The sequence below is a fragment of the Nocardiopsis sp. Huas11 genome, assembly GCF_003634495.1.
Taxonomy (GTDB): Bacteria; Actinomycetota; Actinomycetes; order Streptosporangiales; family Streptosporangiaceae; genus Nocardiopsis.
The window spans coordinates 5,093,604-5,115,528 of sequence record NZ_RBKY01000001.1 but is presented as its reverse complement, the minus strand read 5'-3'; the positions used below and the strand labels follow the sequence as shown (position 1 = coordinate 5,115,528).

The window sequence follows — 21,925 nt, the reverse complement described above, 5'->3', positions numbered from 1 at the left end:
GCCACGGCCCGCCCACGAGAGTTCTGAGGGAAGTCCATGCAGATCAGTGAGCTGGTCGCCGTCAAGCGGCTGCACCTGCGGTTCCTGTGGGGAGCCGAGCACCAGCACCGCACCGTGCGCTGGGCCTACACCACGGATCTGCTCGAGCCCGCCCGGTACCTGCGCGGTGGCGAGTTCGTCCTGACCGGCATGATGTGGCGTACCCGGCCCGAGGACTCCGAGACCTTCGTGTCCTCCGTGGTCAGCGCCGGCGCCGTCGCGATCGGCGCGGGCACCGCCCTGGGCGAGGTCCCCCCGGACCTGCTGGCCGCCTGCCAGGCGCACGACATCCCGCTCGTCGAGGTGCCCTCGGAGACCTCCTTCGGCGCGGTCACCGAAGAGGTCCTGCGCTCGCTCACCCAACGCCGCTTCACCACCATCGCCGAGACCCGGGACCGCCACCGCCGCCTGATGGCGGAGGTCGCCGCGGGCGCCGACTTCCCCTCCGCCTTCGCCGACGCCGCCACCCACGCCTCGATGCGGGCCTGGGTGATCTCCTCCACCGGCCGCCACGTGGCCGCGACCGCCGAACCCCTGGCCGAGCACGATCGCGAGTGGATCGCCGCCAGAGCCCTGACCTGGTCGTCCTTCCCCCACACCACCCGACTGCCCGTCGAGGGCGGCCGCGTGCTCACCGTCGTACCCGTCCAGGCCAAGGACTCCCATCCGCTGTCGAACTGGCTGCTGGTCTGCGCCGGCGACCACCAGACGTGGGGCGACGAGGAGCACGAGGCCGCCGCCGAACTGGTGTCGGTGTCGGTGCTGGCGCGCAGCCGCGTGGAGGAGCGCGCCCTGACCGACGCCCGCCACCTGGAGGGACTGCCCCGCCTGCTGGCCGCGCAGCGCTTCGACGAGGTCACCGCGCTCATGGACGGCACGGGCGCCTCCGCCGGGGCCAGGGACGGGGGGCACGTGGTCGTCAGCGCCGTGATGATGCCCGAGCCGCGCGTGCCCGACCTGGCGCGCCGGGTGCTCACCGAACTCGTCGCGGACTGGCCCGGCGCCGTCGTGACCGGCGAGAACGACACCCTGGCCGTGGTCCCGGTCGAGGGCGGGGACTCGCGGGCGCGCGAGCGCGCCGAGGAGATCCGCTCCGAACTCGTCCACCGCGCGCGCGTGCTGGAGGGCGGATTGCTGGACTACCGGCTCGCCATCGGCCTGAGCTCGGCCGCGCACGGGGTGCCCGAGCTGCGCGGGGCCGCCGTGGAGGCCCGCCACGCGCGCCGGCTGGCCGAGCTGCGCGGCGGACGCTCACGCGTCATCGCCGGGGCGGAGATCGACTCCCACGAGCTGCTGCTGGCCTCGGTGCCCGAAGAGGTGCAGACGTCCTACCGCGAACGCCTGCTGGGCCCCCTGGTGGCCTACGACCGCGACCACCGCTCGGAGCTGGTGGTGACGCTGGAGCGGTTCCTGGAGCACTCCGGCTCCTGGCAGCGCTGCGCCGCGGCCATGCACGTCCACGTCAACACCCTGCGCTACCGGATCGGCCGCGTGGAGGAGCTCACCGGCCGCGACATGAGCAGCCTCGAACACCGCGTCGACCTGTTCCTGGCGCTCAAGCTGCGCGACTGACGCCGCGACCGAGCGCGCTGTCCCGGTTCTGTCACCGCCGGCGGTTAGGGTGCGCGCGATGAGTACCGACCTTTCCTCGCCCCTGACCACCGACGCCGACCTGTCCGGGACGGATCTGCGCGACGCCCTCGCCAAGCCGCTCGGGCAGCGCCGGGAGTTCACGCGCTGCGACCTCACCGAGGCCGACCTGCGCGAGACCGATCTCGTGGACGCCGTCTTCACCGACTGCCGCCTGGACGGCGCCCGGCTGGACCGGGCGCTCCTGGACGGGTCGCGCTTCGCGGGCGGCAGCGCCTCGGGTGCGACCTTCTCCGGGGCGGAGTGCGCCGACGCCCGGTTCGAGCGGGTGGACCTGGCCAACACGCGCTGGCAGAGCGCGCTGCTCACCGACGCGGCCTTCTCCGGCTGCCGGATGACGGGTGCGGGACTGACGTCGCTGCGCGGGGTGGGGTACTCCTTCGCGCACTGCAACCTCATGCTGGCGCGGTGCAAGGGCCTGTCCCTGCGCGGGCAGTCGCTGGAGGGGCTGCGCATGGACGAGGCCGACCTGGCCAGTGCGGACCTGCGCGAGACGGTGTGGGCGGAGTCGCGGCTGCGCGGGGCCAACCTGGTCAACGCCAGGTTCCAGGGCGCGGACGTGCGCGGCGCCGACCTGGGGGAGCTCTCCCTGCAACAGGCCGGGTACCTGCGGGGCGCGAACATCAGCCCGGCCCAGGCGGGGCTCATCCTGGGGGCGCTGGGCATCACGGTCGTGGAGTAGTGGGCGCGCACGTGCGGGCGCGCTTGGGCGCCCGCCTGCGGAGTGTCCGGAAGGTGTCTTGCAGCGAACGGCGTTCGAAACTAGCGTCGGTCGCGAACCGGGTTGTCGAACCGGTTCGACACCTCCTTGAGGAGAACAATGAACCCCCCGTCGAAACGGGCGCTCGCGCGCCTGTCCGCCCTCACCCTGCTCGCCGGCCTCGTCGTCGCGGGCCCCACCTCCCCCGCCAACGCCGCCGACCTGACCCTCACCGTCGACGTCGGGCAGGTCGTGCGCCCGGCGACACAGGTCGCCGCCGGCGGCCTCTACGGCGTCGGCTCCGACTCCCAGCCGACCACGGACATGCTGCTGCCGCTGAACCCGACCAGCTTCACCCAGCCCCCGCCCGGCACCACCCACCTGGGCAACGGCGCCACCGAACCGTGCTGCGACGCGCTCGACGTCGGACACAACATCACCAGGGCCGGCGCCCAGCAGTTCATCCGCCTGCCCGACATCTACCCGACCTTCCCCTACGAGTGGCAGGGCTGGGACGACTGGGAGCAGAAGGTCACGACCATGGTCGAGGACCGCCTGGCCGCGACCGACACGACCAACATCCACGGCTGGGAGCTGTGGAACGAGCCCGACTGGACGTGGGACACCCAGGAGGCGGGCTCCTTCAACGACGGCTGGACGCGCACCTACGACCTGGTGCGTTCCCTGGACTCGGTCACCCCCATCGTGGGACCGAGCCCGGCGGTCTACCGCCACGACGACATGCTCGACTTCATGACCCACGCCCGCGACACCGACACGCTGCCGGACGTGATCGTGTGGCACGAACTCGACGACACGAACTGGAACTCCTTCGACGACCACGTCGCCGACTACCGGGCCATCGAGGAGCGGCTCGGCATCTCGCCGCGCCCGATCGCCATCAACGAGTACAACAGCTTCAACCAGATGGACATCCCCAGCGTGGCCCTGCACTGGATGAGCGCGTTCGAGCGCCACGGGGCGCGCGAGGCGCACCGCGCGTACTGGTTCGAGGCCGGCACCTTCGACGGGCTGTTCACCCTGGACGACGAGCCGACCGCGTCGTACTGGCTCTACCGCTGGTACGGGGAGATGACCGGCAACATCGTGGCGACGACGCCGGAGAGCTGGCTGGACGGCGTGGCCTCCTACGACTCCAGCCGCCAGATCGTCAACGTCGCCTTCGGCGGCGACTGGGGCGACAACACCGTGGACGTCACCGGACTGGACTCGTTCGGCTCCTCGGTCGACGTGCGCGTCCTGTCCACCCCCGGCTCGGGTCGGCACACCCACGTCGCCCAGCCCACCGTCGTGCGCGAGACGACCATGGCCGTCTCCGGCGGCCGGATCTCGGTTCCCGTGAACGGTATGGACGCCGAGGGCGCCTACCAGCTCCTGGTCACCCCTGCGGGCGGTCCGACCACGTCCTGGCAGCAGGTGTACGAGGCGGAGAACGCCACGGTCGTCAACGCCCAGACCAGGTCCTCCGGCCAGGCGTCGAACGGCTACTACGTGGGCGGCATCGACGGGGACGAGGACATGCGCTCGGACTCCTTCGTGGACTTCACCGTCGACGTGCCCGAGGACAGGAGCTACACGATGACGATCGACTACGCCAACGGCACCGGGGCGACCTCCACGCACGGCCTGGCCTACAACGGCAGCGACTGGTCCACGGTCTCCTACGCCCCGACCGCCGGATGGGGGCAGTTCGAGACCACGAGCGTGACCGTCGACCTCGACGCCGGATACAACGTCATCCGGCTGGCCAAGGGCTCGCCCCACTTCGAGGGCGGTACCGGCTACGCCGAGATCGACAGCATCACGCTGTCCTGACGGCCACGCGCCCGGGCGCGGCAGCGGGCCCCGTCGCGGCGACGGGGCCCGCTGCCCTCCGGGGATCGCGGACTCAGGCGAACTGGCCGGGGCGGTAGTCACCGGCGGGGTTCTGGATCATGACGTTCAGCCGGTTGAAGGCGTTGATGAGGGCGATGCCCGCCACCAGAGCGGCCAGCTGCTCCTCGTCGTAGTGCTTGGCGGCGTTCTCCCATACCTCGTCGCTCACACCGCCGGCGGCGTCGGCGATACGGGTCCCCTCCTCGGCCAGTTCCAGCGCGGCGCGCTCGGCGTCGGTGAAGACGGTGGCCTCCCGCCAGGCGGCGACCAGGTTGAGGCGCGTGGGCTCCTCTCCGGCGTGGACGGCCTCCTTGAAGTGCATGTCGACGCAGAAGCCGCAGCCGTTGATCTGGCTGGACCGCAGCCGCACGAGTTCCTGGGTGGTGTGGGGGACGCCCGACCCGGCGAGGACCTGTGAGGCCGCCACGAAGTGCTTCGTGACCTTGGCCGAGAGTTCGCTGCCGTAGAGGCTGATCCGGGGCTGCATGTTTGATCTCCTTGCCGTCTGCGCGGTGCCTGTCACCCCACTGACAGATCGGGCGGGCGGAATGTGACACCTCGTCGGCCCGATCTGGAGTGATGTGGGTCACATGAGCGGATTCCACACGAAGTTGTAGTGGTGGGCGATCGCAAGGAATCCGGTGAGGCCCAGGGCCACCAGCGTGTAGTGCACGCGACCGGTCGGGCTCCACCACCGGCGGGCCCAGGCGACGGCGGCCAGGACCAGGACCCCGGCCGTCGCGACCACGCCGATGGCGGGCGGCAGCAGGAGCGGTGCCGGGAAGCCGAGCATCAGCATGTAGGGGACGTCGACCCCGGACAGCCACCAGAGCAGCCCGGCGGCGTACCCCAGCACCAGAGCGGCGGTGGCCCCCGCGAGGAGCCGGGCGCGGCGGGGCGCCGCCGGGGCCGAGGGAGCCCGCCCGCGACGGCGCAGCCGCGCGGGCACGAGCCGGGACAGCGGCCACAGGACCGCGCCGGCCGCGAGCGCCGCCCCCAGCAGCAGGACGATCCCGTGGGTGGCGGGCGCGAGGTACCAGGGCACGCGCGCGTAGGTGCGGGTGGTGTCGGAGGCGAACCCGAGCGCGACGGCCTCCCCGCTCTCGACGACGAAGGATAGCACGTTCGCTCCGTCCTCGGAGCGGAACATCCCCCCGCCCTGGGGCAACCAGGTCTCCGAGGGCGCCGAGGGGCCGGACAGGGTGAGGGACCCGTCGTCCTCCTCGCGCACGGTGACATGGTTGAGCGCGGAGTTGACGTGCTCCACGTTGCCGTCGTTGGTGAGCGTGGTGACGTAGGTTCCTGCGTATCCGCCTTCGCCGTCCTCGTCGGCGGCCACAGGGTCGTCCGCCGGAGCGGCCGGGGGCACGAACTCGGCGGCCAGCTCGCCGATCAGGGCCCGGGGCAGGTCCCGGACCCCTTCCGGCGGGTCGCCGTCGCCGTTGGCCGCCACGAAGATCCCCAGGTCCGCTTCGGGCAGGAGGGCGTACTCGGCGCGGGCGCCGAAGATGCTGCCGGGGTGGCCGACGGCCCGATGCCCGGCGGCCAGGGACTCGCGCGTGCCGTACCCCACACCGAACGCGTCCGGCCTGGCACTGAACTGCCGGTCGAACATGGCCTCCGACCGCTCCCGGGACAGGATCTCGCTGCCGTCGAGCGTGCCGCCGCCGAGGTGGGCCCGCATGAACCGGGCCATGTCGGGGGCGGTGGTGTAGAAGCCGCCGAAGGGCAGCGCGTTGAGTCCGAAGCGCTGGGGAGCGGGAACCGGGCCGCCGTCGGCCCACTGGTACTGGGAGGCGGCGTTGAGCGCCTCGCGGGCCTGGGGGTCCCCTGGGCCGGCGTAGGCCGTGTGGTCCATGCCCAACGGGTCGAGGAGGTGTTCCCCGGCGTACTCGGTGAAGTCCCGTCCGCTGGCCGTCTCCACGAGGAATCCGGTGAGCGCGAAGGAGTAGTTCGAGTACGTGGCGAAGCGCCCAGGGGGGCGCACGCGGTCCGGCTGGTTGTCCCGGACGTACTCGTGCAGGGTCCCGGTGTCCCGAGGGTCCTCGGAGATGATGCCGACGAAGCGGTCCTCGAACCCGGCCGAGTGGGTCAGCAGGTCGTGCAGGGTCACCGGTCGCCCGGGGAAGGTGTCGGCGACGGCCACGTCGTCGGGCAGGTACTCGTTGACGTCGGTGTGCAGGTCCAGGAGGCCTTGGTCGACGAGTTGGAGGGCGGTGGTGGCGGTCAGGGACTTGGCCACGGAGGCGGAGACGAACGCGGTCTCCTCGGCGTCGACCGGAACCCGCTCCTCCAGGTCGGCGTACCCGTAGCCGCCGATGGCGAGGTCGCCCTCGGAGTCCGCCACCGAGACGGCCGCGCCGGGGACCTGGTACTCGTCCAGGAGTTCGGGCACGCGCCGGTCGAGGAAGGCGGCGACGTTTTCGGGGGTGGGGTCGGTGGCGGCCCGGTCGTCGCTCTCCTGCGCCCACACGGGGGATGGAGCGGTCAGGGTCGCTGTCACCGCGAGGGCCGCCAGGAGGCGGCCCCCTCTCAGCGCGTGGTTCACGGTCGTTCTCCTCGGCGTGGGTGTGTGCGCTGAAGACGCTACGGTCGCGCGCGGGCCGGGCCAGGAGCGCGCGTACCCGTCTCCGCCGGGGTACGCGCCCCCTCACAGCGCACGTCCGTCCTCCACCACGGGAGTCGTGATGACACCAGGACCCGCAGGTGGGCCCCATGATGCGGGGTCCGTGTCCTGGGAGACACCTGTGGCCCGACCCGAGGAGACCGGCGAGCCCGCGGTGGGTCAGCGCTCGTCCGGCCGGGTTTTCCGGTCGGTGGCGCTGGGGACCGGTGCGTCCGTGCGGTGGCGCCGGGAGAGCAGGAAGCCCATGCCCAGCACGATGGTCACGCCGATGGCGGTGTACCACGTCAACTACTCGTGGCTGAGGCCACAAGGTCTTGCGAGTAGGGGCCCACCTGGCTGGTGGGAGGCCTCTCGCGTCCAGCCCCGCTCAGGGTGAGGGGGCGGGGGCGGCTGACTTATCGCCCCGCGTTCCACGCGGCCTCGCCTCTGCGGGCGAGGTTGCGGGAAGCATTGGTGTCGGCGTGCAACACCACACCACAGGAGGTGCAGGCGAACACGGCCCGGGTGGGGCGGTTGCGTCTGCTGGTGTGGTCGCACTCCGAGCAGGACTGGGAGGTATAGGCCGGGTCCACGACCACGACGGGCACTCCGGCCCTGCGTGCTTTGTAGGTGATGAAGTCCCGCAGCTGGGCGAAACTCCACGAATGCAGCGCGTAGCGGTTCTTCTTGGCCTGCCGTACCCGTCCACGGATGCCCTTGAGGTCCTCCAGGGCGATGCCGTGGCCGGTGCGTTCGGCCCGCTCCACGATGCTCTTCGAAATCGTGTGGTTGACGTCCCTCGCCCGCCTCGTCTCACGGCGGCGCAGGCGCTTGAGCACGCGTTTGGCGCTCTTGGTGTTCTTCTTCTGGAGTTTGGCCCTCAGGCGGTTCTGGCGCCGGCGGTACCGGTTGAGCGTCCGGCCTGCGTGGCGTTGGCCGGTGGAGGTGGTGGCGATCTCCACGATCCCCAGATCCACTCCCACGAACCCGGCCGAGTCGGTGTTCAACGGCTTCTCGGGCACCTCACAGATCGCGGACAGGAACCACATCCCGTCCTGGTACAGCAGGTCGGTCTCACCGCGTTGGTGCTCGGCCAGTGTCTTGAGCTGTTCGGGCGAGCCGGTGAAGGCGAGGTTCTTCATCCGGCCCCGGGTGGTCCAGATCGAGACCGTGTGGGCGTCCATCTGCCAGGACAGGCACCGCGCGTCGAACGGCTGCGCCGAGTCGGGGCGGAACCGGATCGGGGAGGCCTCGGCCCGAGCCCGGCGCTTGGACCCCCGGCGGCCCAGGAGCCCGCGTGTGAGGTGGGAGTTTTGGGTGGTGTAGGCGTCGGCGACCTTGCCGATCACCCGTACCGCGGGCTGCGCTGACAACCCAAACTCGGCTTTCAAAGCCGCATACACGCGCTGTTGGAGGGCGTACTTGTGGGTGGCGCCGGTCGCGAACGCCACTTGGGAGGCGGCGTTTGCGGCCTGGCTGCAAGCGTGCAGGGTCGCCTGGAGTGCCTCCGCCTGCTCAGGCGAGGGCAGCAGCTTCACCCGCACGACCACCTTCATGATCGAACACGTTAACGAACCTGGGGCGGAATGTGGGGCCGAACCGGAGAATCCGTAGCGGCGGGCCTCCTGGGGGACGGGGGATATGCACAGGCGCAGCGGGTCGGGTCAGGAGCCGGGCGCCTCCACGCGCAGGCGACGCGGCGCGGTGGTGACCGGTGCGGGCAGGCGTAGCGGGCCGGTGCCGGGGGTCAGGCGCCCGGCCACGGGTGCGCGACGGGCCCCGGTGCAGGTGGGAACGGAACCGGCCAGGCCGTGCCAGGTGAGGAAACCGAGGAGGGCGAACAGGTAGGCCTCCTTGGCGTCGCCGTCCAGGCCCAGGGATTCGGAGGTGAGCAGTCGCGTGGGGCGCAGCCGTGCGGCCAGGCGCTCCATCAGGACGGGGTTGTGGACCCCGCCGCCGGAGGCGACCACCTCGGCCACCGCGAACGGGCGCAGCGCGTCCGCGACGGTCACGGCGGTCAGCTCCGCGAGGGTGGACAGCAGGTCGGCGTCCGAGGGCACCCGGATCTTCTGGAGCGCGGCGTCGAGGTGGGCGGGGCCGAACAGTTCCAGCCCGGTCGACTTCGGCGGGGCCAGCCGGTAGTAGGGCTCGGCGAGCAGGTGCTCCAGCAGGTCGGCGTCGGGGGTGCCGGAGCGGGCGAGTGCGCCGCCCGAGTCGACGTCGGCCCGGCCCCCGGTCACCCGGCGCACGGCGGCGTCCATGAGGGCGTTGGCGGGGCCGGTGTCGAACGCCTGCGGTGGGGAGCCGTCGCGCACGACGGTGACGTTGGCGATGCCGCCGAGGTTGAGCGCGGCGGCCGGTTCGGCGCGGCCGGAGAGCAGGAGGGCGTCCAGGAGCGCGGCCAGCGGGGCGCCCTGGCCCCCGGCGGCCACGTCGGCCGCGCGCAGGTCGGAGACCACCGGCAGGCCGGTGGCCTCGGCGATCCACGCGGGCTGGCCGAGCTGGAGGGTGCCGTGGATCCGGGAGCCCTCGGCCCAGTGGAACAGGGTCTGCCCGTGAGAGGCGACCAGTGCGGCCCGCCCGCCGGTGAAGTCCTCATGGGCGCGACGGGCGGCCTCGGCGAACTCCTGGCCCACTCCCGTGTCGATCCGGCAGACGGCCTCCATGGTGGTGGCCGCCGGGGGGAGGGCGTTCCGGATGGCTTGGCGCAGCCCGGGGGAGTAGGGGGTGGTGCGGTGCCCGAGCGGGGCCAGGCGGATGAGGTCGCCCTCCAGACGCAGGTCGGCGGCGGCGACATCGATCCCGTCGGCCGAGGTACCGGAGGACAACCCGAGGACGATCATGCGGCTCCCGCGAGGGTGGGCGGACCCGGGGTGTATACCCGGCGCGCCCCGCCCGCACCCGCGCGAACGATCGGGCCCCGTCACCGTGGTGACGGGGCCCGATCGGAAGGTAGGGGACGGGGGCGATCAGGCGGAAGCGCGCACCGCGCCGACCAGGGCGGACCATTCCTGGGAGTCGAATGAGAGGTGGCCCAGGTCCCGGTTCTGGGTGTCACGAACACTGGTGACCCAGTCTTCCTTGACTTCGACACAGGCCCCTGTGTTTCCGCTGTAGGTCGATGTGTGCCAGTCCGTCACGTCGTCTCTCCCAGTGAAGCGATGAAGTCGATGGATTCGTTCGGTGAGAGCGCCATGCTCTGTAGCGCGCTGAACCGTTGCTGGCAGTCTGCCACCACGGAAACATCGGTGATCACGTGTCCTCCACCCGGTGCCTCCGCGTACACAAGGGACTCCACAGGTGTCATCCGCATGAGCATGAAGGCCCAGTCCATCGCGCTGTGCGCCCCTCGGTCGAAGGGGAGTACCTGGAGCCGCAGATGGGGCATGCGTGACCGCGCGATAAGAGCCTTGTACTGATCTTTCATCACCTCGGCTCCGCCTACTGACCTGCGCAGAGCACCTTCCTCGACCACGAACAGCGCTAGTGGGGGATTCTCGCGATCGAGGATCTTCTGCCGATCCATCCTCCTCTTCACGCGCTCCTCCAGCTCCTGTTGGCTCAGTGGGGGGAACGAGGCCCACATGACGGCTCGTGCGTAGCTTTCGGTCTGGAGGAGCCCGGGTGCGACCTGCGGCTGAAAATCCTGTATTACCTGGGACTTCCGCTCGATTTCAACGAACTTCTCCAGCCACCAGGGCTGTGTCTGCTTGGCCCCTGGCCACAGGTTCAGTAGTCCGCCGTTGCATTTCAGGGCCTTGTCGGCGAGTTCGGCGAACTTCTTCGAGGGTCGCCGAATGCCTCGTTCTACCGCCCCGACCTGCTGCTTCGACGTGCCCGTCAAGCGCCCGATGTCCAATTGGGACATATCGGCCAAAGTTCTCAGTCGCCGGAGCTCGGAACCGAATTGGTCTATAGCGGCCTGCTCTGACGGTGTGGTCTTGGGAGGCATGGATACATGCAACCACACATGGCTACGCATGAACACCGGATGCTCGGGAAGCGATCCAATATCCGGCCACAGTTGGAACCACAATGCCCAGTTCATGCATGGTGGATTCACGGAATCGGACCGGAGAGAGATGCTTCGGTATTCGTAGCCCGGTCCATCGGCTGTGGCCCGGGCGCAAACCACCAGGGCTTGGTCGGGCAGATGTGATCCCGGGTGGTGCGCCCGTTCCGTCCCCTACTCCCATCAGAAAAGGGTGAGAACGTGCCTGATCGTACCGAACACCGAATCGCGAAGACCATCATTCGCGGACGTCGGAACACCACCGCGCGAAGGATCTGGAGGAACCTCCGATGACCGCCGCATCGGTTCCTCTCCTCGACCCTCCCCGACGACTGGTGACCGCTTCCCCCGACCATTCCGGGATCATCATCGGACACCACCTCGGCTACGTATCGGTCGTCCGCAGGTGGGTCGTCCAATCCGCCCGCGCCACCCCGACCCTGGCGCACGACATGTGCGTCGCGGCCAGCGAACTCACGACCAACGCACTCCTGTACACCCGCAGCGGGCTTCCCGGCGGACACGCCACCATCGAACTCCTCCACCGTCCGGCGACCGTGATCCTCCGGGTCACCGACGAGGGGGCCTGCGACCGCGAGAACCCCTCCTTCCCCTGCCCCTCGCCCTGGCCGCGCCGGGCGGACGTTGAGGGCGGCAGGGGACTCTCCCTGGTGGAACGGCTCGCCGACTACTGGGAATGGGACCACACCCCGGCCGGTGTGAGCGTGCGCGCGGTCTTCTCCCGCTCGCGTCCCACGTGACCACCGGCTCCAGACCTCAGGCGTTCCGATGCGGGCACCCGGGCATGTGGGGGACGGGCGCCCGCTCGGCCGACCCCCCATGCTCCCGGAGCGGCCGGCGCGGGGCCGGATGTGGACGGAACGAGCCCGCCCTGCGGCGATTCCCGGGCAGGTAGGATTCGGCGCACCGAACGAGCGCGGTGAACCCTCTGCCCCGGAGTTCATGCCGCGGCGGATTCCGAGCCCAGGACTGAGAGCATGGCCGCGACTCACGACTTCCAGATCCCGTACTCACTGAACCACGTGTGGAACAGCCTGCCCGCTGCCGTCCAGCGCTGCACCAGGGCCTCCGGCAGGGGGAATCCGGTGCCCGGCGGTGGCTACCGCTACTCCTTCTCCACCGGGATGAACATGCTCACCTGGGGGTTCACGGTGTTCGTCGACCTGCAACCCCTCCCGCAGGGAACGAACCTGCGCATCTCGCCCAAGATGAACTTCGGTCTCTTCGATTGGGGCGAGGGCCGGGAAGTCGCCACCGAGCTGCACCACCACCTCATGCAGACGCTCCAGGCGCAGCCCGGACCCGGTCAAGGTCCCGGACAGGGGCGCCCCGGCCCTGGCCCTCACCAGGGCCACCCCGGCCCCGGTCCCGCGCCTGGTCCGCATCAAGGTCCCGCCCCACAACAGCGTCCGGGCCCGCGCCAGGGCCCGCCTCCGGGCCACGGTCCCGGATACGGCCACGGGCATCCCGGCCAGGGCTACGGCCCCGGTCCGGGCCCCGCGCGCTAGCGGAGCCCGGAGCCGGGCGGCGAGGGCTACCGGCCCAACGCCTCGGCGATGGTGACATGGACGGCCGGCAGCCGGTCGGCGCCGTCGTCGACCGCCCACACGCACTCCTGGAGCACCCGCACCAGGGTCCAGGCCCGTGCGCGGTCGCGTTCCAGGCCCGCGACCGCCGTCAGCAGGTCGAAGCGGTACCGTGTCGCGCGCCGGGCGTCACCCGTGGCCACGGCCTCGTCCCAGCGGTTGTCGAGCGCGGGTTCCAGGTCGAACGCGGGATCACCCGCCAACGGCTTGGGGTCGATGGCCAGCCACGGTTCACGGCCGCTGCCGGGCAGCGGGGCAAGGACGTTCTCGTAGTGCAGATCCCAGTGCAGCAGCCGGTCACCCGGCTCGGCCGCGATCTCGCGCGCCCGCGCCGCCAGGTCGGCCAACAGCGCCCGCTCGCGCTCCGGGCACGTCCCCGCGGCCACGATTCGCTCGCCCCGCTCCGCCAGGTCCACGGTCACCGTGCCCAGGCCGCGCAGTCCGGCGGGCGCCGGGTGGGCGCTCAGCCGGGCCAGCAGAGCGCCGATCACCGTCAGTGCCTCGGTGATCTCCACCCGGGACAGGTCCCGTCCGGGGGAGAGGGGTTCGAGGAGCATCGCCCCCGTGGCCGGGTCGTGGTCCAGCAACCGGACGGCGCCGTCGCCCGCCCACGCCGTGAGCGCGATCGGCTCGCCCTCGGTCTCCTCGTCCACCGGCTGCATCTTGAGCATGGCGGCGGATCCGTCCTCGCGCCGGACCGGTACGACCAGGGACACCAGGCCGTGCATGGGTGCGCCGGCGGGCCGCAGGCCCCACAGGTCGCACTGGCGTGCCGTCAGCCCCGGGAGGGCGGCGGTCCACTCCGGTCCGAAGATCTCGGTCGTGCTCGCGGCCAGCGCGGCGGGCACGGTGACGGCGGGGGTTGTTTCACGCATGTCGATGTTCTCCTTCGTCGTGGTGTGCTTCGTGCTGACGAAGGAGAACCGGCGGAGCACGTGCCTAACGCATACCGAACACCTCGGGGATCGCCGTTCAACGGTCCGACCCTACCGATGCGACCGCCCGAAGGAGAAGGAACCCATGAGCACACCACCATCCGACGACGAGCTCTGGCAGGCGTTCGTCGAGGCAACGCGGGAGGCGCACCGCTGCCAGGCCGACTTCTACAACAGGGCCCGCGACCGGCCGGGGATCCTCAGAGCCGCCCTGCCCGCGGGTGCGGGACCATGGCAGCGGGGCGCCGCACTCGACTTCCTCACGGGCCTCTCGGATGACGTCCCGGCCCTCCTCGACGACCTGGTCGACCTCGCCCTGTCCCCCGGTTGGGCTCTGGCGACCCGACGGGCCATCGGCACCATCCCGCACGACGACCTGGTGCCCCTGCTCGAACCGCTCGTCCTGGAGCACCTCGAAACGGCCAACGAGGACGATTACCGGCGCCTGACCGAACTCCTTGTCCATGTCGAGGCCTGGGACCTGCTCGGCCGGCTCGTGGCCCACGGGCTGGAGGCCGACGCCCCCGACACACGCGAGGCCGCCGACGACCTCATGGAGTCCTACGGCCCGATGTGGCGATCCGACCCGACCTGACCTGACCCCCGCGCCCCGCCAGGGTCGGTACCCGGCCGGCGCCCGCACCACCCTCACACCGGGTGCTGCGCGGCCGCGTCCCCGGGCAGGACGAGGGCTCCGGCGTCGGCCCCGTACACCAGGGACCAGGGCATCTCGCCCGCCTCCTGCGACAGCGGACCGGCCCCGCGATCGCCCGCGAACACCAGCGCCGCGACCTCGGCGAACATCTCGGCCGCCGGGTGCGCGCCCTCCGCCGGGCGCACCGCCTCGGTCCTGCGCACCAGCGGAGCCCCCGCCAGCGGCCGCCAGGCCAGGCGCGGCTCCCGGGCGGCCGTGGCCGCCGTCTCCAGGGCCACCCCGCGCCCCGCCAGTACCAGGCCCAGCAGGAACTCCGCGTCCCCCGCCTCCCGCACCCGGGGCGGTACCCACCCCTGGTCGCGGCAGACCGCCAGCACCCGCTCGAACCACTCCGGACCGGCCGTGCGCGCGGACACCACCAGCTCCAGCCCCGCCAGATCGGCCAGGGCCACCTCCCGGGCGCGCGCCCACGGAGAGTCCCGCGGCACCACCGCGCCCACCGGGGCACTGCGCACCAGCCGCCCCACCAGGTCCGCGCCATCGAAGGGCGCCGTGACCAGGCCGGTGTCCACCGCGCCCTCGCCCAGCGCCCGCACCAGCTCGGAGCCGGTCATCTCGCCCAGGTCCACGTCCAGATCGCGCGCGCGCTCGGCCATCCCCGCCACCAGTCCGCGCAGTTCGACCGCCGACGTCCCCGGCGGCACGCCCGCGCGCAGCGCGCCCAGCTCGCCGTCGCGCACCCGCCGCATCGTCTCCCGCAGCCGGGCCTCGGCGCCCACCACCCGGTGCGCCTGGTCAACGAGCAGCCGACCCGCCGGGGTCAGCTCCACCCGCCGCCGCGAGCGGTCGAACAGGGCCACGCCCAGTTCCTCCTCCAACCGGCGCACCGACTGGCTCAGCGCCGGCTGGGCGATCCCCAGCTCCAGCGCGGCGTCGCCGAAGTGCCCCTCCCGCGCGACCACGAGGAAATACCGCAGATGACGTCCGAGATCCACGCGCCGACCCTATCCGGCGCCGGCGCTAACGTAGCCCGGGTGACCACCACCGACACCTTCGCGCCACGCGTGCACGTCCGGGAGATCGGCGGCCCCGGCGAGCTCGGCCACCGTGCCGACGAGCCCCTCGCCCTGGCCTCCGTGGCCAAGGTCCTCATCACCCTGGAGTTCGCCCGGCAGGCCGCCACCGGCGCCCTCGACCCGGCCGAACGCGTCGTGGCCCGGCGCGAGGACCGCCTCGGCGGTGCGGGCATGGCCGGATTCGCCGACGACGTGGAGCTGTCCCTGCGCGACTGCGCCAACCTCGCGATGACCATCAGCGACAACACCGCCGCCGACCTCCTCGAGGAGCGTGTGGGCACCGAACCCGTCCACCTGCTCGTGCGGGAACTGGGTCTGGAGCACACGCGCTTCACCGGCGGGCCGCGCGCCCTGCTGCGCGCCATGCTGGAGGACGCGCGCACCACCGGGGCCGACCCCTCGGACCCGCACCCGCCGGACCCCGCCCGGGTCACCTCCAGCACTCCGCGCGACCTCACCCGTCTGCTCCAGCTCGTGTGGACCGACGCCGCCGCCCCGCCGCGGGCCTGCGCCTTCGTGCGCGAACTCATGGCCCGCCAGCTCGTGCGGGCCCGTCTGGCCTCGGGGTTCGCCGCCGAGGTGCTCGTGAGCGGCAAGACCGGCACCCTGCCGGGGCTGCGCCTGGAGGCGGGCGTCGTGGAGTACCCCGACGGGCGCCGCTACGCCGTCGCCGTCGCGGCGGTGGGCGTCCAGGCCCGGGGCGACGGCCACGACGTCGACGCCGCGCTGGGCCGCGCCGCCCGGGCCGCGGTGGAGGACCTGCGCGGGCGCCGCGGGACGGATTCGCCCGAGGGCGCGCTCCCGGCCGGTCCCGCTGACGTCATCCGATAGGCGAACGCCTATCACCGGAGCCGCCGCGGTTATTGGACGCCTGGTCAGAGCCCGTGGTCAGCTGTGCCCCGTTCACCCGGCACACAAGACGACGAGGTCGCACATGTCCATGGGACGACGAGGATTCCTGCGTGGCGCCACCGCGGGCGGCGCCCTGGCGCCCCTGCTCGCGAGCACGGCGGCGGCCGTCGGCCCGGCCGCCGCCGCGCCCAGACCCAGGGGCGGACGAGGGCCCTCCTACCGCTGGCTGGGCGTGAGCGGCTGGCGGATCGACCTGCCCGAGCGCTCGGTGCTGATCGACCCCTACCTCTCCCGCATCGACACCGGCCTGTTCGACCCTGACCGCCCGTTCGACTCCGCCACTCCGCTGACCGTCGACACCACGGTCGTGGACGAGCACACGGCCGACATCGGCGCGGACGGGCTCATCCTGGTCACCCACGCGCACTGGGACCACTTCGGCGACGTGCCCCACATCGCCACCACCACCGGGGCCCGCGTCGTGGGTACCCTCACCACCAGCCTGCTCGCCCAGGCCATGACGGTCCCCTCCGGCCAGACCTCCCCGGTCAAGGGCGGCGAGGTGCTCGACTTCGGCGACTGCGTCGTCGAGGTTGTCCCCTCCCTGCACAGCCGCAACCCCAACCACTCGCTGGCCTTCCCGGGTGTGAGGGTGGAGGTCCCCCCGGCCCCGGCCACCATCGCCGACCTGCCCGAGGGCGACACCCTCGCCTTCCAGGTCACGCCCGCCTCCGGCCCCTCGGCCTTCTTCATGGGCGGCAGCGACTTCGTGGAGCGCGCGGTGTCCGGCCTGGCTCCCGACATCGCCATGATCGCGCTGCCCAACACCTCCAGCACGCACGACTACGTGCCCCGCCTGATGGAGGCGCTGGACCGGCCCAGGACGGTCGTGCCCGTCCACTGGGACCACTTCGAGCGCGAACTCACCAACCCGCCCGTGGACGGCACCGGTGACGGTATGAGCGTGGAGGAGTTCAGCCGCATCGTGCGCCAGGTCTCCCCGAGGTCGACCGTGCGCGTGCCGGAGTACCTCACCCCGGTCACCTACACCTGACCGGTCTCCGGGCCGCGACGGCCCGGAGACCGGTCCCGGGACCCGCGCCACCGTCCTCGGCGCGGGCCCCGGGGAGCCTCCGCAGCGGAACGGCCGGAGGGCGCACGCGAGAGGGCGTCCACCATGCCCCACAGGGCCGGCTTGGGCGCGTAGTCCTCGTCGAAGGGCGTGGCCGCGTCGTAGCCGGGGAACCACTCGGGGATCCACGAGTGGGCGTCGCCGACGCCCCACACGGTCACGCCCGCGCAGTTCTCGACCTCCAGGCACGCCGCCACCACGTGGCGGAACTCCTCCCGCTGGTCCTGGATCGCCTGGTCCCGGACCGGTTCGGCGATGCGCACGTCCAGTTCGGTGACGGTCACCTCCAGGCCCAGGTCGGTGAAGCGCGTCATCGTCTCGGCCAGGTCCCCGGGGACCTGGCCGTGCACGAAGTGCCCCTGGAACCCGATGCCGTGCAGCGGCACCCCGCGGTCCAGCAGGTCCGCGGCCAGCGCGTACAGGGCGTCGGCCTTGGCCCCGCCGTCCTCGATGTTGAACTCGTTGATGTAGAGCCGCGCCTGCGGGTCGACCTCGTGCGCCATCCACAGCGCCTCGGCGATGTAGTCCTCGCCCAGCACCTGGTACCACAGGTTCTCGCGCAGGTACGGCCCCCCGTCCTCGAACGGCTCGTTGATCACGTCCCACGCCTGGACCCGCCCCTGGTAGCGCCCCATGAGCGCCTCCATGTGCTCACGCAGCACCCCGCGCAGCTCGGCGGAGCTCCAGTGCCCTCCCGACAGCCACTCCGGCTGCTGGTTGTGCCACAGCAGGGTGTGCCCCCGCACGTCCATGCCGTTGTCCTCGGCGAAGCCGACCACCGTGTCCGGCCCGCTCCAGTCGAACACGCCCCGCTCGGGCTGGACGTGCTCCCACTTCATCGTGTTCTCGGCCGTCACCGACGTGTAGTGCCCGTCGGCCACGTCCTGGTAGTCGCCGTCCCACCGCAGCGGTTCGACCGCCACCGCCACCCCCAGGTCCACGCCGTGCTCCCGGGCCAGCGCGGGCAGGTCACCGGCCCCCGTGGGCGGGCCGTCGTCGGTCCAGGGCCGTGTGAGCGCCAACAGCGCCGTCGCGCACAGCATCGCGGTACATCCGGCAACGGCCATGAGGACCGTCCTTCCCCGGGTTCGCGACCGCCGCCGCGGCCCGGCCCCCTGCCCGCCCGTCCCCACCGCTACCGGGAACCGGTCGTGACGGGGAACGCCGACAGCGAGCGCACGGTGAGCGTGCGCCGCCGCGTGGGCATCGCGGTGGGCCGCAGCCCCGGCGCGCGCTCGGCCAGGGCCCGCAGTGCGATCTGCCCCTCCAGCCTGGCCAGGGGCGCACCCAGGCAGTAGTGTTCGCCGCCGGAGAAGGCCAGGTGGTCGCCGGCGTCGGTTCGGGTGATGTCGAAGCGGTCCGGATCGGTGAAGTGGCCCGGGTCGCGGTTGGCCGACCCGATCAGCGCCATCACCTGCCCGCCGCGCCGCACCGGTACTCCGTCCACCTCGGTGTCGGCGCGCGCCCAGCGGCCGGTCAGCTGGACGGGCGAGTCGAACCGCAGGACCTCCTCCACGGCGCCCCCCGCGAGCCCCGGGTCGGCCACCAGGCGCTCCCACTGGTCCCGGTGGCGCAGCAGTGCCATCGTCCCGTTCCCGATCAGGTTCACCGTGGTCTCGAAACCGGCCAGCAGCAGCAGGCGGCACATGTCCCGCAGTTCGGCGGCGGTCATCCGGCCCTCGTCGGTGTCGGCCACCAGGGCCGAGATCACGTCCTCCCGCGGATCCCGGCGCCGCTCGGCCATGAGCCGCTCGAACATCGCGTCCAATTCTGCCGAGGCACCCTGGATCTGTCGCAGGTGACGCGCCGACTGGGCGCCGTCCAGCGCGCCGCCGAGGAGGTTGCCGATCCGCACGAACTCCGCGTCGTCGCGCTCGGGCACGCCCAGCAGGCGGCTGATGATCGCAATCGGCAGCTTCTGGGCGAAGTCGGCCATGAGGTCGAACCCGCCCCGGGCCAGCGCCCGGTCCAGCAGTTCGCCGGTGACCTTCTCGATCTCCGAGCGGTAGCCGCGCATCCTGCGCGGGGTGAACGCCGGGCGCGCCAGCGCGCGCAGCCGCGTGTGCTCGGGTGCGTCCATCTGCAGGAAGGACAGCGCCACCACGCGGAACTGGTCGGGGGAGGCGAACCCCTCGGGCGGCTCGACGGCGAAGTCGCGACCGCGCAGGACCTCGCGTACGGCGGTGTGGGAGTTCGCGCTCAGGAACCCCAGTGAGCTGGTGACGATCGGCCCCCGCGCGCGCAGGCGGGCGTAGGTGGGATAGGGGTTCTCCCGCCAGGGCCAGTGCAGGAGGCGGCTGGGGTGGTCGCCGCGCTGGGCGGCCGCCCAGGAGACACCGCGGGCCAGACGCAGCTGGGCGTCCACACGCAGGGAGTCCGGACGAAGGCTGTCGGGCAACGGCATGGGGCAGGTCCTCTCTCGGGTGCTCTGCTCGCCGGACGAGCGGGGGGATCCTGGTGCGCGCGGTGCTCCGACGGCGGTGTGTGCGCCCGGCCTGGGGCGCACGTGCTCGATCACGTCCGGCCTGGGCCGGTGACGGCCAGACTAGGGCGTGTCCTTCCCCCTCACGGGCGGGTCCGTCCCGGTTGGCCGGGGCCGGTCAGGGGGGAACTCGCGCACGCGCCCGCTCGTTGCCCGCCTCACCACCGTCGCCGGGACCGTTCCGAACCCATGTGAACCTCACCCGCGGGCAGCGGATCCCACACAGTGGAGGGTGGCCCTCCGGGGGACCGCAGCCCCTAGACTGGGCCCCTCCCGAGTGGGCGCGGCGCCCGCGCGCCACAGGTGTGCCCGGACAGGGCGCACGGGCGTGAACGGTCGTGATGGTCGGCCCGCGCCCGGCGGTTGGCTACGATCGCTGGGGCCCCGGGACGACACACGGCAGAGTCGGAGGTTGAGGACGTTGGCTCCCTTGGAGAGCGCGGATCCGGAGAGGATCGGCCGGTACCGGCTGATCAACCGCTTGGGATCCGGTGGCATGGGCCAGGTGTTCCTGGGGCGTTCGGCCGGGGGGAGAGCGGTCGCGATCAAGCGCATCCACCCGCACATGGCCGCCGACGCCTCCTTCCGCGAGCGCTTCGCCCGCGAGGTGAACGCGGCCCGCCAGGTCAGCGGTGCCTTCACCGCCCCGGTCATCGACGCCGGACCCGACGACGAGGTGCCCTGGCTGGTCACCTCCTATGTCCCCTCGCTGCCACTGGACGAGGCGGTCCAGGCCCACGGGCCGCTGCCCGAGTCCAGCGTGCACGTGCTCGCGGCCGGTCTGGCCGAGGCGCTCACCGAGATCCACCGGGTCGGGCTGATCCACCGCGACCTCAAGCCCGGCAACGTCCTGCTGTCCGAGGACGGCCCGCGCGTGATCGACTTCGGCATCTCCCGCGCCACCGACGGCACGGCCGCCACGCAGTCGGTCATCGGCACCCCGGGGTTCATGAGCCCCGAACAGGTCCAGGGCGAGGCGCTCGGCCCCACCAGCGACCTGTTCGCCTACGGCGCCGTGCTGGCCTTCGCCGCCACCGGCTCGGGCCCCTTCGGCGAGGGCAACATGCCCACGATGGTCATGCGCATCATCAGCCGCGAGCCGGACCTGTCCGCGGTCCCGGAGTCGCTGCGCCACCTGGTGGCGGCGTGCCTGTCCAAGGACGCCTCCGGTCGGCCGAGCCCCGGCGAGATCCTCGACTACCTCGGCGACGTGCCCGCGGGCACCGCCTGGCTGCCTCCGTCGGTGCTCAGGGGTGTGCAGGAGCAGGTCGCCAAGGTCAACCAGGCGCTGGCGGGCTCGGCGAACGACGCCCAGGCCACCGGTGGGCACCACCGCACCGAGGTCCTGGGCGCGGGCGGCGCCGCCGTCCTGGGCGGGGCCGCCGGAGCCGCGGCCGGAGCCGCCGCGGCGGGCGCGTTCGGCGACGACCAGGCCACCCGGGTCGCCCCGGCGGGCGGTCCGACCGCCCAGGGCGCGGGCGACCACGGCGCCACCTCGGTCATGGGCGCCCAGGGGCAGGGGCACCAGCCCACCGCTCAGGGGCAGGGCTACCAGCCCACCGCCCAGTTCCCCGCCGCACAGCAGCAGGGGACGCCGCCCACGACCCAGTACGGGCAGTCGCAGTACGGGCAGGGCCAGGGCCGGTACGGGCAGCAGACCCGTTCCGGTGACGACGACCCCTACGCCGGGCTGTACGAGCGCGGTGGCGGCCCCGCCACCGCCGGGTACCAGCAGCAGGAGCAGCAGCGCCGGATGCAGGCCGAGCAGGCGCGCGCCCAGCAGCAGGCGGAGGAGCACCGGCGCCGGGCCGAGCAGCAGCGGCAGATGGAGGAGCAGCGCCGCCGCCAGGAGGCCGAGCGCGCGCACCGCGAGCGCCTGCGCGCCGAGCAGGAGGCCACGCGCCGGGCCCAGGCCCAGGCGCGCCAGGCGAACCAGCCGGGCGTGTGGGGCTTCGTCAAGCTCCTGCCCCTGCTGATCCTGCCGCTGGTCCAGATCCCGCTGGGCTACGGCGCCTCGCTGGCCTGGAGGTGGTTCACCGCTGAGAGCGGCGTGTGGACCGGTTCGGTCTTCTTCTTCGAGCCGCTGAGCATGTCCGGGTTCTGGAGCGCGACGATGCTCGGGTACTTCGTGTTCAACAACCTGGTGTCGCTGGAGTTCCTGGTGCGGTCGCTGCGTACGGCGTTCGTCACCGGGGCGGTGCTGGCGCTGAGCGTCATCGCGGCGACGAACTTCCTGCTCTACGGGTTCGGTTTCTGGGGCTGATCCACCTTCCCCCCGCACGCG

The 21,925-nt window shown here is 72.3% G+C and carries 19 protein-coding genes and 1 pseudogene; 9 read left to right on the top strand and 11 right to left on the bottom strand.

From position 1 onward, the window contains the following. Positions 1-36 precede the first annotated feature (36 nt). From DFP74_RS23145 to DFP74_RS23135, 3 genes are all read left to right on the top strand, one after another. Positions 37-1,611, top strand: a complete 1,575-nt coding sequence (locus DFP74_RS23145; RefSeq protein ID WP_121184687.1) for a PucR family transcriptional regulator — start codon at positions 37-39, stop codon at positions 1,609-1,611. A 58-nt stretch (positions 1,612-1,669) separates the two neighbouring features. After that, a complete protein-coding gene (locus DFP74_RS23140; RefSeq protein WP_121184686.1) occupies positions 1,670-2,371 on the top strand; it encodes a pentapeptide repeat-containing protein in 702 nt (233 codons plus the stop codon). A 138-nt stretch (positions 2,372-2,509) separates the two neighbouring features. Continuing rightward, on the top strand, positions 2,510-4,225 hold the full coding sequence (locus DFP74_RS23135; protein ID WP_121184684.1) for a CBM35 domain-containing protein: 1,716 nt from the start codon (positions 2,510-2,512) through the stop codon (positions 4,223-4,225). 73 nt (positions 4,226-4,298) lie between these two features. Here the strand turns inward: DFP74_RS23135 and DFP74_RS23130 are convergent, their stop codons facing one another. The 7 genes and pseudogenes from DFP74_RS23130 to DFP74_RS23100 form a co-directional block, all read right to left on the bottom strand. Beyond that, complete coding sequence (locus DFP74_RS23130) at positions 4,299-4,772, bottom strand: carboxymuconolactone decarboxylase family protein (RefSeq protein ID WP_121184682.1); 474 nt, start codon at positions 4,770-4,772, stop codon at positions 4,299-4,301. A gap of 99 nt (positions 4,773-4,871) precedes the next feature. Continuing rightward, positions 4,872-6,833 carry a serine hydrolase gene (locus tag DFP74_RS23125; RefSeq protein ID WP_121184680.1) on the bottom strand — a complete coding sequence of 654 codons (1,962 nt, stop codon included), beginning with the start codon at positions 6,831-6,833 and terminating at the stop codon, positions 4,872-4,874. A 237-nt stretch (positions 6,834-7,070) separates the two neighbouring features. Beyond that, positions 7,071-7,196 (bottom strand): annotated as a pseudogene (locus DFP74_RS23120) (LPXTG cell wall anchor domain-containing protein); the annotation flags it as partial. Between the two features lie 110 nt (positions 7,197-7,306). Continuing rightward, positions 7,307-8,446, bottom strand: a complete 1,140-nt coding sequence (locus DFP74_RS23115) for an RNA-guided endonuclease TnpB family protein (RefSeq protein ID WP_121184676.1) — start codon at positions 8,444-8,446, stop codon at positions 7,307-7,309. Positions 8,447-8,554: 108 nt separating this feature from the next. After that, positions 8,555-9,733: an anhydro-N-acetylmuramic acid kinase gene (locus DFP74_RS23110; protein ID WP_121184674.1), complete on the bottom strand. Its 1,179-nt coding sequence runs from the start codon at positions 9,731-9,733 to the stop codon at positions 8,555-8,557. 126 nt (positions 9,734-9,859) lie between these two features. Next, on the bottom strand, positions 9,860-10,030 hold the full coding sequence (locus tag DFP74_RS23105; protein ID WP_121184672.1) for a DUF397 domain-containing protein: 171 nt from the start codon (positions 10,028-10,030) through the stop codon (positions 9,860-9,862). After that, entirely contained in the window at positions 10,027-10,938 is a 912-nt protein-coding gene (locus DFP74_RS23100; RefSeq protein ID WP_121184670.1) for a helix-turn-helix transcriptional regulator, read from the bottom strand. Before DFP74_RS23100 ends, DFP74_RS23105 begins: the two co-directional genes overlap by 4 nt. 254 nt (positions 10,939-11,192) lie before the next feature. Here DFP74_RS23100 and DFP74_RS23095 point away from each other — a divergent pair, with 254 nt between their 5' ends. Next, positions 11,193-11,663 carry an ATP-binding protein gene (locus tag DFP74_RS23095; RefSeq protein WP_121184668.1) on the top strand — a complete coding sequence of 157 codons (471 nt, stop codon included), beginning with the start codon at positions 11,193-11,195 and terminating at the stop codon, positions 11,661-11,663. Between the two features lie 237 nt (positions 11,664-11,900). Then, complete coding sequence (locus tag DFP74_RS33995) at positions 11,901-12,431, top strand: hypothetical protein (RefSeq protein ID WP_199725756.1); 531 nt, start codon at positions 11,901-11,903, stop codon at positions 12,429-12,431. A 26-nt stretch (positions 12,432-12,457) separates the two neighbouring features. Here the strand turns inward: DFP74_RS33995 and DFP74_RS23085 are convergent, their stop codons facing one another. Further along, positions 12,458-13,384: an aminoglycoside phosphotransferase family protein gene (locus DFP74_RS23085; RefSeq protein WP_121188456.1), complete on the bottom strand. Its 927-nt coding sequence runs from the start codon at positions 13,382-13,384 to the stop codon at positions 12,458-12,460. Positions 13,385-13,529: 145 nt separating this feature from the next. Here DFP74_RS23085 and DFP74_RS23080 point away from each other — a divergent pair, with 145 nt between their 5' ends. Next, complete coding sequence (locus DFP74_RS23080) at positions 13,530-14,039, top strand: hypothetical protein (RefSeq protein ID WP_121184666.1); 510 nt, start codon at positions 13,530-13,532, stop codon at positions 14,037-14,039. 53 nt (positions 14,040-14,092) lie between these two features. On the opposite strand, the gene DFP74_RS23075 is transcribed toward DFP74_RS23080, so the two are convergent. Next, positions 14,093-15,094, bottom strand: coding sequence for a LysR family transcriptional regulator (locus DFP74_RS23075; RefSeq protein WP_121184664.1), 1,002 nt, complete (start codon positions 15,092-15,094; stop codon positions 14,093-14,095). A gap of 39 nt (positions 15,095-15,133) precedes the next feature. Between DFP74_RS23075 and DFP74_RS23070 the strand changes: the two genes are divergently transcribed. Both DFP74_RS23070 and DFP74_RS23065 read left to right on the top strand, forming a co-directional pair. After that, positions 15,134-16,006: a serine hydrolase gene (locus tag DFP74_RS23070; protein WP_233571117.1), complete on the top strand. Its 873-nt coding sequence runs from the start codon at positions 15,134-15,136 to the stop codon at positions 16,004-16,006. Between the two features lie 109 nt (positions 16,007-16,115). After that, positions 16,116-17,081, top strand: coding sequence for an MBL fold metallo-hydrolase (locus DFP74_RS23065; RefSeq protein ID WP_233571116.1), 966 nt, complete (start codon positions 16,116-16,118; stop codon positions 17,079-17,081). Here DFP74_RS23065 and DFP74_RS23060 read toward each other — a convergent pair. Together DFP74_RS23060 and DFP74_RS23055 are read right to left on the bottom strand one after the other, a co-directional pair. After that, positions 17,072-18,226, bottom strand: coding sequence for an endo-1,4-beta-xylanase (locus DFP74_RS23060; protein WP_121184660.1), 1,155 nt, complete (start codon positions 18,224-18,226; stop codon positions 17,072-17,074). The two genes, DFP74_RS23065 and DFP74_RS23060, sit on opposite strands and share 10 nt — an antisense overlap. Before the next feature lie 68 nt (positions 18,227-18,294). Continuing rightward, on the bottom strand, positions 18,295-19,563 hold the full coding sequence (locus tag DFP74_RS23055; RefSeq protein ID WP_121184658.1) for a cytochrome P450: 1,269 nt from the start codon (positions 19,561-19,563) through the stop codon (positions 18,295-18,297). Between the two features lie 490 nt (positions 19,564-20,053). On the opposite strand from DFP74_RS23055, the gene DFP74_RS23050 reads away from it, so the two are divergent. Next, positions 20,054-21,904, top strand: coding sequence for a serine/threonine-protein kinase (locus tag DFP74_RS23050; RefSeq protein ID WP_233571115.1), 1,851 nt, complete (start codon positions 20,054-20,056; stop codon positions 21,902-21,904). The last annotated feature ends 21 nt before the right edge of the window (positions 21,905-21,925 follow it).

Coding starts and splice junctions, on each gene's coding strand:
- DFP74_RS23130 (WP_121184682.1), bottom strand. CDS start 4,772: ATGCAGCCCCGGATCAGCCTCTACGGCAGCGAACTCTCGGCCAAGGTC.
- DFP74_RS23055 (WP_121184658.1), bottom strand. CDS start 19,563: ATGCCGTTGCCCGACAGCCTTCGTCCGGACTCCCTGCGTGTGGACGCC.
- DFP74_RS23085 (WP_121188456.1), bottom strand. CDS start 13,384: ATGCGTGAAACAACCCCCGCCGTCACCGTGCCCGCCGCGCTGGCCGCG.
- DFP74_RS23065 (WP_233571116.1), top strand. CDS start 16,116: ATGGGACGACGAGGATTCCTGCGTGGCGCCACCGCGGGCGGCGCCCTG.
- DFP74_RS23145 (WP_121184687.1), top strand. CDS start 37: ATGCAGATCAGTGAGCTGGTCGCCGTCAAGCGGCTGCACCTGCGGTTC.
- DFP74_RS23100 (WP_121184670.1), bottom strand. CDS start 10,938: ATGAACTGGGCATTGTGGTTCCAACTGTGGCCGGATATTGGATCGCTT.
- DFP74_RS23110 (WP_121184674.1), bottom strand. CDS start 9,733: ATGATCGTCCTCGGGTTGTCCTCCGGTACCTCGGCCGACGGGATCGAT.
- DFP74_RS23135 (WP_121184684.1), top strand. CDS start 2,510: ATGAACCCCCCGTCGAAACGGGCGCTCGCGCGCCTGTCCGCCCTCACC.
- DFP74_RS23080 (WP_121184666.1), top strand. CDS start 13,530: ATGAGCACACCACCATCCGACGACGAGCTCTGGCAGGCGTTCGTCGAG.
- DFP74_RS23095 (WP_121184668.1), top strand. CDS start 11,193: ATGACCGCCGCATCGGTTCCTCTCCTCGACCCTCCCCGACGACTGGTG.
- DFP74_RS33995 (WP_199725756.1), top strand. CDS start 11,901: ATGGCCGCGACTCACGACTTCCAGATCCCGTACTCACTGAACCACGTG.
- DFP74_RS23115 (WP_121184676.1), bottom strand. CDS start 8,446: ATGAAGGTGGTCGTGCGGGTGAAGCTGCTGCCCTCGCCTGAGCAGGCG.
- DFP74_RS23060 (WP_121184660.1), bottom strand. CDS start 18,226: ATGGCCGTTGCCGGATGTACCGCGATGCTGTGCGCGACGGCGCTGTTG.
- DFP74_RS23140 (WP_121184686.1), top strand. CDS start 1,670: ATGAGTACCGACCTTTCCTCGCCCCTGACCACCGACGCCGACCTGTCC.